This window comes from Myceligenerans crystallogenes (assembly GCF_039529775.1).
Lineage (GTDB): Bacteria > Actinomycetota > Actinomycetes > Actinomycetales > Cellulomonadaceae > Myceligenerans > Myceligenerans crystallogenes.
Window position 1 is genome coordinate 46,826 of the sequence record NZ_BAAANL010000012.1, and the last position, 14,510, is coordinate 61,335.

Genomic DNA, 14,510 nt, shown 5'->3' on the forward strand with positions numbered 1-14,510 from the left:
CGTGAACGGCACGACCTGCACGAATCGGCGGCGTTGCGGGTCGCGAGGCCGGGCGGGTTGTCGCCATGATGGACGGCATGGACCTGCCCGAGCCCGTGGCCGCCCTGGCCAAGACCGTCAACCCGTACTTCGAGCGACTCGCCAACGGATTCCCGCCGTTCGCCGTCGTCCACCACGTCGGCCGCACGTCCGGCACGGCCTACACGACGCCGGTCACGGCGTTCGCCGGCCGCGACCCGGATTCCGCGGAGATCCTCGCCGTGGTGCCGCTGCCGTGGGGGTCGCGGACCGACTGGATGCGCAACATCCTGGGGGCCGGGTCGTTCGCGATGACGCGCGGCTCGGCGGGGTACCACGTCGACCTGCTGCGGGTGCTGCCCGCGGAGGAGGCCGTGACGATCCTCGCGCCCGTACCACGCCAGCTGCTGCAGGGCCTCGCCGTGGAGCAGTGCCTGGTGGGCCGGCTGCGCCGGGTACCGTCGGCGCATGCCTGACTACACGCTGCGCGACGCCACCATCGACGACGCCGCCGCGATCGCCGCGGTCCACTGGACCGGGCGACGCGCCGTCTACCTGGCCCACGTGCCCGAGGAGCACTGGCTGACCGACACCCAGGCGGCCGGGATCGAGGCGTGGAAGCGCCGCATCACCTCGGGGGAGACGCCGCTGGTGGCCGAGGTTGACGGGCTCGTGGTCGGGTTCGCCGTCGTCGGCCAGGCCGGGCCCCGCATGGGCCACGCCTCGAAGCGGGACCTCGCCCTGCACGAGCTGTGGGTCATGCCCGAGATGCACGGCAGCGGCATCAGCCGCGCCCTGCTGAACGGCGTGCTGCCCCCGGCACGGTCCGCCGAGCTCTGGATCGCGGCCGTGAACACGGGCGCCCGCCGGTTCTTCCAGAAGAACGGCTTCCTGCCGGACGGCACCACCGCCACCGGCGAGGACGGCGTCCTGGAGGTCCGCCTGGTCCGCTGACGGGCCGGCCGGGAAAGGAACGACCCGCGAAACTCCCGGAGAATTCGTTTCCACCAATGGCGGAAAAAGCTCCTTATCCGGGCGGATGCCATTTCACCGCGTGCATCCGGCAAGGGCGTGCTTACACTCGATGCATGCCACGGAAGAACCACTTGGTGTCATTCATCGGGCATTTCAGAGCCGTTCTCGCGCTCGGAACGGCCGCGGTCCTCACCGCGTGCGCCGGTGGCTCCGCCACGGTCGCGGACGCGGCAGGTCCCCTCGTGCCGCGGGTGCCGGGTGAGCACGCGACGACGGCCGGCGGCGAGGGGCTGCCGGATGTGCCGGGCGCGGACATGCACGAGGATCGGAGCGGTGCGTGACGAGGTGGCGGTCGCGGCGGGCGGCCGGCGTCGTCGTGGCGCTGACGCTGCTCGTGGCCACGGCGTGCACCGCGGGCGAGGAGCCCGAGCCCGCCGCCGGCCCCCGGCCCGTCACCGTCGCGGAGTCGGAACTGCTCGCGGGCCTGCGGTTCCGGAACGCCGGCGCGGGCAGCCGCGCGGTCACCGCGACGTACGCGGACCAGGGCCACGAGATGAAGGTCGAGGGCTGGTTCGACTACGAGACGCGCACGGGCTACGCGCTGGTGTCGTCCGACGGCCTGCCGTCGGACCGGATCGCCTGGAACGGCCGGGCCGTCGCGGTCACGGACGGCACGCAGCTGGGCAAGCCGCTGACGTCGCTGGAGGGGTGGCGCGCCGCGGAGCTGAACCCGCGGACCTCCCCGCTCGCCGTGGTGCTGGCGGTCCTGGCGCAGCTCGGTGCCGACCGCCCCGAGAACCCCCGGCTCATCCGGCAGGGCGGCGCCCTGTGGCTGCGGGCGGACACCACCGGCGGCCGCCCGGTGACGGTGTTCGCGGGGCCGACGGCGGCGCCCCGCGAGGGTGCCGGCACGGCCACGGGAGGCCGGGCGGACCGGAAGGGGCGGCCGGACGACGACGCCCGGCCGGGCTCCGAGGCCGGGCCGGTTGCCGAGGCCGGGCCGGGCACCGAAGCCGGGCCGGACGTCGAGGCCGGGCCGGACGTCGGGCCGGGCGCCGCCGTCGTCGACCCCGGGGCCGCCGGGCTGCGCTACTGGGTGGACGCGGCCGGGCTGATCCACCGGGTCGACGTGCGCCTCGGCGAGGACTGGGCGCGGATCACCCTGCGGAACGACGACGTGCAGGTCCCGCCCCTGCTCTCGAACGTCGACCTGGACGCGCTCGCCAGGAAGGGCTGAGACAGGCGGCGCGAACTCCCGTTCCGGGACAGAATGAACCCATGGCCGAACTGTGGATGACCGGAGACGCGGAAGCCGACAGGCTGCTGGACGACGACCCGTTCGCGCTGCTCGTCGGCATGCTGCTGGATCAACAGTTCCCGATGGAGCACGCGTTCGCGGGGCCGAAGAAGATCCTGGACCGGCTGGGCTCGGTGGACCCGCGGGTCATCGCGGAGACGGACCCGGACCGGTTCACGGAACTGGCGACCACTCCCCCGGCGATCCACCGGTACGGCCGGTCCATGGCGGGCCGGGTGCAGGAGCTGGCCCACGCCGTCGTCGACGGGTACGACGGCGACGCCGCGCGGATCTGGACCGACCCGGGAACCGGCGGCGCCCCGACCGGCGCCGAGGTCCTGAAGCGCCTGAACGCCCTGCCGGGCTACGGCGAGCGCAAGGCGAAGATCTTCCTGGCCCTCCTGGGCAAGCAGCGCGACGTCCGGCCGGACGGCTGGCGCGAGGCGGCGGGCGAGTTCGGCGAGCAGGACTCCCGCCGCTCCATCGCCGACGTCACCTCGGCCGAGACCCTCCAGGAGGTCCGCACCTTCAAGAAGGCCCAGAAGGCAGCCGCCAGCTGACACAAAAGTAGCGACAGGCAGGAAGCGGCGCAACGTCCTTTCGCCGAGCCGACTAACGATACGTCGAACAGTCACACCGCCAGGCGCTATGGAGCCGATCCGGCGTGATGCCCTCGATCTGGCAGAACCACTGCCGAGACGGTCACAACGACGCTTTGCCCCGACTCGCAGGCTCACCGAGAGCGGGAGGCACCGGGTGATTCGAGCCGTACATCGGGACTTCACCGATCGCATGTGGCATGCTGAGCACTTGTGGCGTCGTCGCAGGTGAGGCCACGTTCGTGCGTAAAGCACTTCTCCAGCACCTGCGGCGCCAAGGACCGGAGGACATGCGTGAGCCAGCGAGTCCACGAAATCGCTCGGGACCTCCAAATCCCGAGCGCGGATGTCATTGCCCACCTGCGCAAGATCGGGGAACACGTGGTATCTGCGTCGAGTGCCGTTGCAGATCCCGTTGCACGTCGCGTATACGAGGACTTTGGAGGCCTCTTTCCGTCCGAGTCAGCAGTCCCCGAAGTTCAAGAAAGGGCATTCCCCACAACGCCAGCAACGACACTTACTTGGCAGGCAAATCCAGTAAAGGAACCGAGGGCAAAGGATGTCATCCACCACGTTGAGCAACTCCATCTAGAGTTCCCCGAGTCCCGCATTCATCGGAGAATGCTTGGTGCGCTCGGATCCCAGTTTGTATATGCTGACGTCTTCCGGACAAGCGATGGCAAGAAATGCGGACTCGGACTCGTCCGGTTTAGCGGTGCTATCGAATCAGCATTCGGGCTCACTCGAGAAATAATGTTCTTCTATTCGCCATATCGCGACCTACAGGCTCGCACCTTCAAGGTTGCCAAAGATAAACTGGCCAATCTTCCTCGCGAAGTCACACCGGATGTTGCCTTTTTTAGTTCTCCCGATGACCGTCTAACCGAGCGTCTGAAAGACTGGTCACGCCTCCAATTCCTTGCCATTCCGCTCCCAGCATCTCTCGGCGAAGAGCCAATCGCGCTCATTAACCAGCTTCGCGATCACATCTACGCTCGCGACCTGTTCTACGAAACGACGCCAGTCAGCGGTGACAAGTTTTTTGGTCGCGCAACCCTCCTTCAAGAGCTCCGTGACGACATCGCAAATCAGCGAGTTTCAGGCCTCTTCGGTCTCCGGAAGAGCGGCAAGACAAGCATTCTGCATGAACTCCGCGCTAGTCTTGCGTCGGATAATCTTCTCCTTCCATTCATCGACCTCGAAACACTGCCGTCGCCTCCGACCGATCCGACTCCTGACTTCGTACGTGAAATTTCGAGTCGCGTATCAGCAGCCATCTCGGAGCATGGAATTCGATGCCGCGAGCTTGAGCGCGTTTCAAAGGAACCTAGTGTAAGCGCATTAAAGCCAGCACTCGACTCGGCAGTACAGAAGCTTGACCGGTCAGGGAAAACACTGGTCTTACTGCTCGACGAAATTGAGTATTTAACCCCATCCGACCAAGTAGACACTCAAGAAGCAGAATTTCCAGCGTTGGCACAAGCGCTCGCCTCACTACGCGCTGTCGCGCAGTCGAACCCAAACTTTACTTTTATCCTTGCAGGGTTGACGAATCACATTCTCGAAAATGGCCGGCTTTATGGCCGACCAAACCCGCTATTCTCCTGGGCGAAAGCTCGCTACGTCGGACCGCTGTCGCGAAGAGATGCCGATAACCTCGCCACAACGCTGGGCGCCAGGATGGGGATTGAAATCGACAAGGGTGCACTCAACGCGCTATATGAAGCATCCGGGGGCCACGCATACCTATACCGAAATCTCGCCTCAGCAGTTGTCGGAACTTTGCCCATGGAGACATATCGGCGGATCATGCGGCAGCCTGATGTTCAGTACCAGCTAATTCCCTGGAAGCGCGGAGTCGCGGGCAATGTCGAGGAGATGATCAACCACTTGACACGCTACTACCCTACTGAAGGAGTCCTGATTGAATTGCTAAAGGATTCACCGCAGGATTTTGCCGAGATCGCCCAGGATGAGCATAAAGCGATCCATCACCTATCGAGCCTAGGATTGATTTCTGAAGATTCTGGGCGATTCCAGGTCAACGTCTTGCTGGAGTTAATCTGATGTCGACAGCAGAATGGGCCGAAAGCCTCCGGTCAAAGATTTCGCAACATTCGATAGTGTTCTTTCAGCTGGGCAACCTTTTCGAGGAGGAGAGGTCCGCAGTTCTGGAACTCGCTGGTCGGCGAATTCGTGCGAGAGAGTTCGCCACAGCAGATCCCGGAACTATTGCGCAGGATGCGCATATCCTTGTGGTTGATGGTCTCGATGAGCTGCTCGGCACTCGCGGCGAGAGTTTAGGTGGCATTCGCGAACGGACTATGTCAGTGGTAGAGAGCGGTACGTCCGTTGCAATCGTGTCCCGCTCCCCCAAGACTGCTTTTCCCGAGACTGTCGGTAGCGACGTTATATATGATGCTAAGCAAATATTTGCCATACCGGGCGAAGTCGATCCTGCAGATTTGGAAGATGTAGACTTTGTCGCGCTTTCAATTCGAGAACTTGGCGATCGAACCATAATTGCCCTTGCCGATGCCCTTTGGGAGTCCGGCCTTTCACCCACGAAATGTCTGGATCACCTGGATCGTGTCCATCAGGAGGCCCTGCGTGGCGCTGGCTTGGTCCAGGTAGATCAAACAAAGCTTCGATGGATGACCGGTTTAGATCACAAGCTGCTGCGACGGGCTAGCGCAATGGTTGCATCAGAGACTACGTCATTCACCCCTGCACTTCCCGATACGTTTACGAATATGTGGATCCTTGAGCGTGCGGTGCGAAACGCCATTAGGAAGGGGCTCATGACGAAAATGGGAGAGGGCTGGCGCGAAAATTCGCTGGAGGAACCACTTCGCTCTGAAGTAATCGGCCGGGCTCAAAGAGACTCCCATCCGTCGGCTCGAAGAGCCCGGGATCTTCGCGACCCGCTCGAGTGGCTTTCGACAACTGAGATGCTCGACCTGCGCGAACGGCGCCAACTGGGAGAACTCGGGTTGGCAAGCCATATGTGGAGCCGCCTACGCACCGAGATAGTGCCAATTCGCAATCGCGTTGCGCACATGCGAATGATCAGCAATGCGGATGCGCTCACCATAGAAAAGTGGCGCAAGATTGTGGTGCAATCTCTTTCCTAGTTCGACCTGCTAAGGCTCCGAATCCAACGCCATCAACAACAAGTGGGCTGGATGAGTTACCAAAAAGAAGGATCGTGATCGAAACCTAATCACTCGCGGGGTAGACCCTACTGGAGGGTCTACCCCGCGACCGGCGGAACTACCGCGCGGTGCAGGTGACCGACGTCGAGGACGGGGCCGAGCCGCCGGCCGTGAAGCCGTAGGTGGTGGACTGCCCCGCGCCCAGGTTGCCGTTCCAGCTCAGGTTCGACACCGTGGAGCCGCTCAGCGAGCCGTTCCACACCTGGCTGATCGTGGCGCCGCCGAGGGACAGGCCGGTCGACCAGCCGCTGATCGCGCTGTTCGCCTTCACCGTGACCTCACCCTGGAACCCGCCGCTCCACGAGTTGACCACGCGCAGCGCGGCCGAGCAGGTGCCGGAGCCGCTGGGCGGGGGCGTCGTCGTCGACGGCGGCGGGGTGGTCGACGGCGGCGGCGTGTAGGTGCCGCCCTGGACCGAGGCCGAGAAGGAGTTCACCGCGAGCCCGGCGCCCCCGATCCACGGCTCGAAACCGGCCTGCACGCTCGACAGGTACCAGCTGGAGTTGCCGAACTGCGACCCGCCCTGCACGAACGAGTTCCGCACGAAGTCCATGATGTCGAAGTTCAGCGAGTTCAGCGGGCTCGCCGAGACGTAGGACACCACGTTGTTGGCACCGTTGCTCCCGGTCCACACGTCCCAGGTGCGCCCGGCGACCGTGGCGGTGCCCTTGCGCGAGCCGATCGGCTGGATGTTGCCCTGCTTGTTGAACCAGATCATGATCTCGCTGGCCTGAACGCCCGTGACGCTGCTGGTCGGGTTCAGCCAGATGTCGTACGCGGCGTCGTACGTCGCGCCCGAGGCGTTGTAGGAGAACGAGACCGACGACGGCGCGCTGCCGATCGTGCTGATCTGCTTGGGCAGCGGCGAGCCCGGCGAGCAGTTCGAGTAGTGGCAGCCGAAGTAGATCGCCGGGTACGAGACCGGCGCGCCCGACGTGTTGCCCGTGCCCTCCTGCCGGGTGATCTGGAAACCGTTGGAGGTGGTGTTGATGCACTGGGTGGCGTCGGTGCCCCACTTGTTGTTCATGATCACGTAGCTGCCTGCGGTGGTGGACCCGTACTTCTCGCAGATCTCGGCGGCGCTGGCGGGCGCGGCCGAGGCGAGGCCGGTCAGCGTCATCCCGAGGACGGCGAGCGCGGCGAGCAGGGCCCTGCGCAGGGCACCCGCCGGTGCGGTCGTTGATTTCATGGCACTCCCTCGTGCTCTCTACGGGGCGGCGAACCGCCCCTGCGGACGCTGGGGAGCGTAGGCACGGAAAGGGCCGCGGGTCGCCGCCTCGAAACGATTTAGGCCGACGACGACGCCCGCTGCGGATGCGCAGGCTGAAATCGCGGATGAACGCGCTCTCCTGCGCGAATTGCGCCTGCGCCGCGATGGCGCGGACGCCTCAGCGCACCATGCGGAGCTCGGTGATGCCCGGGAAGTTCTCGTCGTTGATCCTGGCGCCGTCCGCCACGAAGCCGTTGCGCTCGTAGAAGCGCCGGGCGCGGGGGTTGTCCTCGGCGACCCACAGCTGGCACGGCTCACCCGGCGGCGTCGCGGCGTCGAGCAGCGCCTGCCCGACCCCCGTGCCGTGGTGCTCGGCGAGCACGTACAGCATGAACAGCTGGCGCTCGCGCGCCGGGACCACGCCGTGCTGCGTGCGGGCCTGCTCCGCGTGCGCGAACCCCACGACCTCGCCGCCGGCCTCCGCCAGAACGGGCTTCCAGCCGAGCGCGAGGTGCCGCCGCCAGGCCGTCTCCCGCTTCTCGAGCGTGTGGCTCTCCCAGAACGAGGCGGGCAGCATGTCACCGTACGTGCTCACCCACATCTCGTGGTGGATGCGGGCGCCGGTGGCGGCGTCGGACATCCGGGCCGTGCGCAGCCTCATGCGACGGCCTCCGGCGGCTCGTCCTCCGACCGGAGGCGGGGCTCGGTGCGGTTGGCGGGCTTCACGCCGCTCTTGTCGGCGTAGAACGCGCGGATCCGGTCCATGTCGGCGCGCACGTCGCCCGTCAGCTCCAGCGCGGGGCCGAGCCCGGCCAGCCGCCGCTCGCCGTCGACGTAGCCGAGGGTGACCGGCATCCCGGCCGCCAGCGCGATCCGGTAGAAGCCCGACTTCCAGTAGCCGGAACCGGCCGAGCGGGTCCCCTCGGGTGTCACCACCAGGTGCGACACCGCGCCGGAGCGCATCCCGTCCAGGAGCTGGTCGACGATCCCCGCCGGGTTGGCGCGATCCACCGCGACGCCGCCGAGGGACGTGATGAGCCCGCGCAGCGGCCCCTTCAGCCACGAGTCCTTGATGAGGAACTTGATCCGCACGTCCAGCTCCCAGGCGATCGCGAGCATGAGGAAGAAGTCCGTGTTCGAGGTGTGCGGCGCGCCGATGAACACCGTCGGCCGGCTCGGCGCGGTACTGGGCGCCAGGCGGTAGCCGGCCAGGAGCCAGATCAGCCGGGCGCCCGCACGGCGGACGGCGCGAAGGGGGGCGGGCGTGCGTGAGGGTGACATGCGTGTCGGTGTCCCTGGGTTTCTTCGTGGGCGCCGGGGCGAGAACGTCCCAGTCTCCCAGATCGTCATGCCGTCCCGTACGCCTCGTCGATCTGCTTGAGGCGGCGGTGCTTGCGCACGCCCCGCACGATGAGGATCAACCCGATCGCGAACAGGATCAGCACCGGGATCATGAGGAACGGCAGCGTGATCCCGAGGAAGGACACGCCGACGGCGGCGGCGTCCTCCACCGTGCTCATCACCGGCGCGGCGGTACCGCCGCTGACCGCGTTCGTGATGACCCGCCCGCCGGCCTTGGCGGCGTGCACCACCAGCGCGAGCACGACGCCGACGGTCACCGTGATCCACTCGCCGCCCTCGAAGAAGGCCTGCGGGTCCGACACCGTGACCGTCTCCGAGGCGGAACCCGCGCCGAACGCGATGCCGCCCGCGGTGGGGCGGATGACCGTCTGCAGCACGTCGTTCACCGAGTCCAGCGCGGGGATCTTGTCGGCCACGATCTCGACGACGAGCAGCACCCCGAGGATCACCATCACCCAGGGGTTCTCCAGCCACTGCCACCCCGCCGGCAGCGAGAGCAGGTCGCTGAACCGCGACAGCAGTCCGAGCAGCAGCAGCGGGATCCAGGCGTTGACCCCCGCCGCCATGGCGAGGCCACTACCGGTAGCAAGTTCGAGCATGCCCCGAGTGTTCCACGAGACGCCGGCAGTCGATGAAGAATCGCCTCCGTTGTCCGATCCGTGATCTTCGCATCGGCTCCGGGCACACGAAGACCCCGCGGTTGTGGACCCGCGGGGTCTTCGCGATCCGCTGTCTCATTTCGGATCCCGCCGGCGCAAGGCGCCGGAAGTCTGGGACAAGCGTACTGCGATCACGCCCTGGTTCGGACCGTTCGCGCCCGTGCCCGGAGAACCGGCGCCGAACGGCGAGGTGAGCGTCCTGGACGAACTCGCCGAGCCGGCGCGGTTACTTCTCCTCGAGCTTGCTGGCTTCCTGTTCCGTCTTCGCCGCGCCGTCCTCGTCGCCGTCGCGGCGCAGGAGGCCGGCCAGCGAACGCAGGGACAGGGCGCTGTCCGACTTCGCGATCGCCGCCGCCGCTCCGGCCGCGCCCGCGACGCCCCCGCCGGAGCTCTTCCACAGGTTCATCGCCTGCTGGGCGACGTCGAGCACCTTGTCGCGCTCCTGCTCGCCGATGAGGTTGGACCCGAGGTCCGAGATCGCCGTCTCCAGCGCGGCCCGCTGCTTGTCCGCGTCGCCGTCGAGGCTCTTGAACACCCCGACCGCGTCCCGCGCGAGGGCGGACGTGTCCTTCTCGCCCTTCTCCGTCATCGCGCTGCCGAACGACGCCAGCGCCACCGCGAACCGCGACACCATCCCGCCCTGCTCACCCGGGATGAGGTCCGCGCCCTTCTCGACCAGCGCGTGCAGCTGCTCCGCGGCCTTCGCCTCGAGGCCGCCCCCGGGCCGCTCCGCCTCTTCCGCGGCCGCCACGGGAGTCTCGGCCGCCGCGGGAGCGGGCGTCTCCGCTGCCGTGGGAGCCGCCGCCACCGCGGGAGCAGGCGCCTGGGCCACTGCGGGAGTCTCCGCCACCGCCGGAGCAGGCGCCTCGGCCACCGCGGGAGCCTCCGCCACCACCGCCGGCACCGCCTCGGCCGGAGCCGTCTGGCCGACAGCGGGGGCCGCCGCCGCTTCCGTCACCGGCGCGGCCGGCGCGATCTCGTCCGCCTGCCCGGCGCCGCTCACCTGGTCCGCCACGGGCGCCGTCTGCGCCCCGGCCACCTCGGCGGCAGGTGCCGCCACCGCCTCCACTGCACCCTCTGCGCTCGCAGTGGTCCCCTGCGTACCCGGCTCGCTCACCGTCTCACTCCTGTCAGTCATCGTGGGAGCGAAAATACCAGAACCGGGCATACGTCCGGACTACTTCCCGCTACCGGCGGCCGCCCTGTTCGGGCGGGTCGACGATGATCCGCGGGCCCTTGCCGGGGCCGCCCGGAGCGGGGGACGCGGGCGGCGGCTTCGGCGCGCCCTTGGCGGCGTCGCCCGCGGCCTCGCCGGCCGCCTTCGCCGCACGCGCCGCGCGCAGCGTCTTGACCGCCTTGTACAGGGTGATCCCGGCGACGACGACGGCGACCGCGTCGTCGGCCAGACCGAGCGGACCGAGGAAATCGGGGATGATGTCGATCGGGCTCGCGATGGTCCCGATCGAGGCGACGAGCGCGAGGATTTCCTTCCAGTTCATGCGCACGAACGTATCGGAGAAGTCAGCGGCCCGCCAGACTCGTCGTCAAAGACCGGTATGCCGACACCCTGCCGAAACCCTGCGGCAACCCGGACCCGTCTTCCGGCCGGCGCCACGCCTCAGACGCGGACCGGCTCCTCCGGCACGAGCCGGCTCGTGTACCCCGCCTCGACCAGCCGGTCGAACGCCGCCCGCACCGGGCCGGGCATGTCCTGCCCGGCCGCGATGAACCCGCGCTCGGCGTAGACGGTCAACCGCTGCGTGTCGCCGACCAGCATGTCGATCACGCGGTCGACGTCGCCGATGCTCGACACGTAGTCGTCGAGCGGCATGGGCGGCGAGACGCAGTAGGCCTGCACCTCGGGCCACACCACCGCGCACGTCGCGTGGACCCGCCGCTGGTGATAGGGCTTGGTCACGAACATGACCGAGCCCACCTCGATCCCGCGCTCGGCGAGCACCCGCCGGCTGTACTCGACGTTCTCGGCGGTGTTGCGCGCCTCCGGCTCGACGAGGACGACGTCGTCGGGCACGCCGCGCGCGACGGCCCGGTCGCGGTAGCCGACCGCCTCCCCGCGCGGGAACGCGGCGACGGTGGTGGTCGCGTTGGCGCCGGTGAAGACGATCCGGGGGAAGTAGCCCTCGTGGTAGAGGGCTGCCGTGTAGTCGGCGACTCCTGTGTCGTGCCCGCCGAGCCCGATGCACACGTCGACGGCCCGGGGCTCCTGGCGCAGGTCGTGAAAAGCCCACAGCGTCTCGACGTCGCTCCGCACACCGGCGGGGATCATGACGTTCGGCATATCTGGACCATACGTCTCAGAGCGTCGCGCGGCACGGTCGGGGGGCGTACCGTCGCCCGGATGCCGTCCGCCATCGGTCTGTTCTTTCATGTCGCGACGCGCTTCCGATCGTTTTCCAGCGGCATGCGGGTACAACGTAGCGGATGGATCCTCCATGTCACGACTCCTTCTCGAGGCAGCCGTCGAGGCAGACCTCGACCCGGATGTGGAACCCGGACGCCTCGATCACCTGGGCCAGCAGCCGGTAGGTCGGCTCGAACCTGCCGTTCTCGATCCTGCTGACGGTCGACGCCGCAACGTCTGCCATCTCGGCCATCGCGCTCATGCTGACCCCCTTGTCCCGGCGCACACGGGCGAGGATCTCGGCTGCAGTGGTCAACGGCACCTCCGTGGTGTGATCCGGCTGGACGCACGACAAGGTCCGCCGGACGATTGCTCGCCGGCAGACCCTGTCCGGACCCGAACGTAATCATCTAGTTTTCAGCTGTCACCTTTTGACTCCGGCGAAACTCCGAAATGTTGCGACACCGTCCGACGTCAGGTAATGGCCTGCCTCATAACGGTCACCATTTCCCGGTACTCTCAGCGCCCATGGGCACCGTCTCCACCGCGCGTACCGCGCGACGCCTCGCCGGCGAGCACCCGGCGTGGCTGTTGCTGCGGTCCACGGATGCCGCAGCCGCCGTCGCGCTGCTCGGGCGCCATCTCGCGCGCGGCACGCGCCACCTGTCCGAGGCCGATCTCGTCGCACGCCTCGAGGACGAGATCGCCGAGCTCCGCCGCCAGGGCTTCGACCTCGCCCCGTCCGCGCGCTCCCAGGTCGCCGAGTGGTTGCGCGACGGGATCCTGGTGCGCCGCCCGTGCGTCACCCCGGACGGCCCGCACGCCCCGGGGCAGCCCGAGCAGATCGAGCAGATCGAGCAGATCGAGCTGTCCGACGGCGGCCTGGCGGCGGTCGCGTTCGTCGCCCGGCTCGCGCGCCCCCATCCGGTCGCGACGCCCGCGCGCCTGGCGATCGTCCTCGGCGCGCTGCGCGACCTCGCCGACGACGCCGAGCCGGACCCCGAGACCCGCCTCGCCGCGCTGCGCGCCCGGCGCGCGCGGCTCGACGCCGAGATCGACGCCGTCCGGCACGGCACCGTGACCCCGCTCGCGCCCGGGGACGCCGCGGAGCGCGCCCGGGAGATCCTGGCGCTGGCCGCCGACGTCCCCGCCGACCTGCTCCGCGTCCGTGCCGACCTGACGTCGGCCGACGCCGGGCTGCGCCGCGAGCTGACCGCGTCCGGCCCCACCCGCGACGCCTTCGTCGACGACGTCTTCCGCGGCGTCGACCACCTCGGCGACACCCCCGCCGGCCGCGGCCTGACGGCCTTCGGCGATCTCCTGGACGACGGCGAGCACGACGCCGTCGCGCACGTCACCCGCCTGCTGCAGGCCCCCGGCGCCACCGCGGAGCTCACCTCGGGCGAGGTGGCGGCGCTGCGCCGCCTCGTGGCGGACCTGCGCGCCGCCACCGACGAGGCGACGGGCACCATGACGGCGCTGCGCCGCGCGCTGCAGCGCGCGGCCCGGTCGGGCGACCTGCCCCTCGAGCGGGCACTGGCGGGCCTGCTGCGCGAGGCGGAGGCCGCGGCCCTGGAGCTCGCCGACGACGTCCCCCCGCACACGCCCACGAGCCTGGTCCTGAAGCTCCCGGCGGTCGCCCCGGTCTCCCCGTCCGGCGTCGTCCCCCACGACCCCGCCGACGACCGTCCCGCGCCGCTGGTGCGGCCCCGGCCCGCGGCCCCGGCCGGGTCCGGGGCGCCCGTGGACCTGGCCGCGTTGCGCGCGCTCGCCCGCGCCGCCGAGATCGACGACGACGAGCTGCGCGGCTACGTGAACGACGTCGTGGCCCGCCGGGGCGCCGCGACGATCGGAGAGGTGCTGCGCGTGCATCCCGCGACCCAGGGCCTGGCCAGCATCATCGGGCTGCTCGCGCTGGCCGAGCGGCACGCGCGCCGCACCGGCGAGGCCGAGGACGTCGCCTGGCCCGGACCCGACGGCACCTTCCGTCATGCCCGACTCCCCCGCCACCGCTTCGAGGAGCCCGTCCCGTGACCGGACCCATGGAACATCTGAGCAACTCCCGCCCGGGCGGGGCCGGGCAGCCCGCACCCCCGCGCCGGCCGGGGACCCCGCCGGAGGCGCCGGCCCCGCCCCCGCCGTCGTCGGCCGATCTGAACGCCGCGGCCCAGGGCGCCGCGGGCGGGAACCCGCCGGCACCGCCGGCGGACCCGCCGGTCGCCCGGCTCTGGCCGGGCGACCCCGGCACGCTGCCCGCGCCCGCGCGGCGGGCCCTGGCCGCGCTCGTGCGCGGACCGCACGTGTCGGCGGCCGACGACGGCGCCGCGTGGCGCGACCTGGTCACCCACCTCGACGCGGTGCGCAGCCGGCTCGCCGACCTGTACCTGGACCTGGTGCTGGACCACGACGAGCAGATCGCGTTCGTGCGCGACGCCGCGGCGGCGTCCGGTGCCCCGCCGGTCGTGCGGGAGCTGCCGCTGACGTTCGCGGACACGGTGCTGCTGCTGCACCTGCGCTCGCGCCTGCTGGAGGCGCCGGGCAGCGACGTCGTCGCGGACCTGGACGACGTGATGGACGAGCTGCGCCCCTTCCGGCGGCGCAGCAGCCCCGACGGCGGCGGGCTGGACGGCGCGGGATTCGACGGCGGGGTCGCCGCGGGCTGGAAGCGGCTCGCCGACGCCGGGATCCTGCGGCCGGTGCCGGGCAGCGAGCGCCGCGCGGTGATCTCCCCCGTGCTGCGCACGCTGTTCGGCGCGGAGGAGATCGAGGCGGTCCGCAACGAGTACGCACGATTCAGCCGGGAGGGACTGTGA

General features: G+C 69.2%; 17 protein-coding genes and 1 pseudogene. 10 read left to right on the forward strand and 8 right to left on the reverse strand.

Annotated features, from left to right (window positions below):
* Positions 1-77: 77 nt before the first annotated feature.
* The 8 genes and pseudogenes from ABD208_RS19975 (at position 78) to ABD208_RS20005 (ending at position 6,023) form a co-directional block, all read left to right on the forward strand.
* Positions 78-494, forward strand: coding sequence for a PNPOx family protein (locus ABD208_RS19975; protein WP_344106490.1), 417 nt, complete (start codon positions 78-80; stop codon positions 492-494).
* Positions 487-972 carry a GNAT family N-acetyltransferase gene (locus ABD208_RS19980; RefSeq protein ID WP_344106492.1) on the forward strand — a complete coding sequence of 162 codons (486 nt, stop codon included), beginning with the start codon at positions 487-489 and terminating at the stop codon, positions 970-972. Before ABD208_RS19975 ends, ABD208_RS19980 begins: the two co-directional genes overlap by 8 nt.
* A gap of 134 nt (positions 973-1,106) precedes the next feature.
* A complete protein-coding gene (locus ABD208_RS19985) occupies positions 1,107-1,334 on the forward strand; it encodes a hypothetical protein (protein ID WP_344106494.1) in 228 nt (75 codons plus the stop codon).
* Positions 1,331-2,230 (forward strand): hypothetical protein, encoded by a 900-nt coding sequence (locus ABD208_RS19990; RefSeq protein ID WP_344106496.1) that lies wholly within the window; start codon positions 1,331-1,333, stop codon positions 2,228-2,230. Before ABD208_RS19985 ends, ABD208_RS19990 begins: the two co-directional genes overlap by 4 nt.
* A 41-nt stretch (positions 2,231-2,271) precedes the next feature.
* Positions 2,272-2,850, forward strand: coding sequence for an HhH-GPD-type base excision DNA repair protein (locus ABD208_RS19995; RefSeq protein ID WP_344106498.1), 579 nt, complete (start codon positions 2,272-2,274; stop codon positions 2,848-2,850).
* A 333-nt stretch (positions 2,851-3,183) separates the two neighbouring features.
* Positions 3,184-3,321: pseudogene (locus tag ABD208_RS20490) on the forward strand (translation initiation factor IF-2 N-terminal domain-containing protein); the annotation flags it as partial.
* Between the two features lie 321 nt (positions 3,322-3,642).
* Positions 3,643-4,956 (forward strand): ATP-binding protein, encoded by a 1,314-nt coding sequence (locus tag ABD208_RS20000; RefSeq protein ID WP_344106501.1) that lies wholly within the window; start codon positions 3,643-3,645, stop codon positions 4,954-4,956.
* Between the two features lie 56 nt (positions 4,957-5,012).
* Positions 5,013-6,023 (forward strand): hypothetical protein, encoded by a 1,011-nt coding sequence (locus ABD208_RS20005; RefSeq protein ID WP_344106503.1) that lies wholly within the window; start codon positions 5,013-5,015, stop codon positions 6,021-6,023.
* 139 nt (positions 6,024-6,162) lie between these two features.
* Here ABD208_RS20005 and ABD208_RS20010 read toward each other — a convergent pair whose 3' ends face one another.
* The 8 genes from ABD208_RS20010 to ABD208_RS20045 form a co-directional block, all read right to left on the reverse strand.
* Positions 6,163-7,293: a GH12 family glycosyl hydrolase domain-containing protein gene (locus ABD208_RS20010; RefSeq protein ID WP_344106506.1), complete on the reverse strand. Its 1,131-nt coding sequence runs from the start codon at positions 7,291-7,293 to the stop codon at positions 6,163-6,165.
* A 199-nt stretch (positions 7,294-7,492) separates the two neighbouring features.
* On the reverse strand, positions 7,493-7,975 hold the full coding sequence (locus tag ABD208_RS20015) for a GNAT family N-acetyltransferase (protein ID WP_344106509.1): 483 nt from the start codon (positions 7,973-7,975) through the stop codon (positions 7,493-7,495).
* Positions 7,972-8,595, reverse strand: coding sequence for a 1-acyl-sn-glycerol-3-phosphate acyltransferase (locus ABD208_RS20020; RefSeq protein WP_344106512.1), 624 nt, complete (start codon positions 8,593-8,595; stop codon positions 7,972-7,974). Before ABD208_RS20020 ends, ABD208_RS20015 begins: the two co-directional genes overlap by 4 nt.
* A 65-nt stretch (positions 8,596-8,660) precedes the next feature.
* Positions 8,661-9,275 carry a DUF4126 domain-containing protein gene (locus tag ABD208_RS20025; RefSeq protein ID WP_344106514.1) on the reverse strand — a complete coding sequence of 205 codons (615 nt, stop codon included), beginning with the start codon at positions 9,273-9,275 and terminating at the stop codon, positions 8,661-8,663.
* Between the two features lie 286 nt (positions 9,276-9,561).
* Positions 9,562-10,473 carry a hypothetical protein gene (locus tag ABD208_RS20030; protein ID WP_344106516.1) on the reverse strand — a complete coding sequence of 304 codons (912 nt, stop codon included), beginning with the start codon at positions 10,471-10,473 and terminating at the stop codon, positions 9,562-9,564.
* Between the two features lie 49 nt (positions 10,474-10,522).
* Positions 10,523-10,834 (reverse strand): DUF1232 domain-containing protein, encoded by a 312-nt coding sequence (locus ABD208_RS20035; RefSeq protein ID WP_344106518.1) that lies wholly within the window; start codon positions 10,832-10,834, stop codon positions 10,523-10,525.
* Between the two features lie 119 nt (positions 10,835-10,953).
* On the reverse strand, positions 10,954-11,634 hold the full coding sequence (locus tag ABD208_RS20040) for a YdcF family protein (protein ID WP_344106520.1): 681 nt from the start codon (positions 11,632-11,634) through the stop codon (positions 10,954-10,956).
* 157 nt (positions 11,635-11,791) lie between these two features.
* Positions 11,792-12,013 carry a helix-turn-helix domain-containing protein gene (locus tag ABD208_RS20045; RefSeq protein WP_344106522.1) on the reverse strand — a complete coding sequence of 74 codons (222 nt, stop codon included), beginning with the start codon at positions 12,011-12,013 and terminating at the stop codon, positions 11,792-11,794.
* 212 nt (positions 12,014-12,225) lie between these two features.
* Between ABD208_RS20045 and ABD208_RS20050 the strand changes: the two genes are divergently transcribed.
* Together ABD208_RS20050 and ABD208_RS20055 are read left to right on the forward strand one after the other, a co-directional pair.
* On the forward strand, positions 12,226-13,731 hold the full coding sequence (locus tag ABD208_RS20050) for a DUF3375 family protein (protein WP_344106524.1): 1,506 nt from the start codon (positions 12,226-12,228) through the stop codon (positions 13,729-13,731).
* Complete coding sequence (locus ABD208_RS20055; protein ID WP_344106526.1) at positions 13,728-14,510, forward strand: DUF4194 domain-containing protein; 783 nt, start codon at positions 13,728-13,730, stop codon at positions 14,508-14,510. The genes ABD208_RS20050 and ABD208_RS20055 overlap by 4 nt, the downstream gene beginning before the upstream one ends.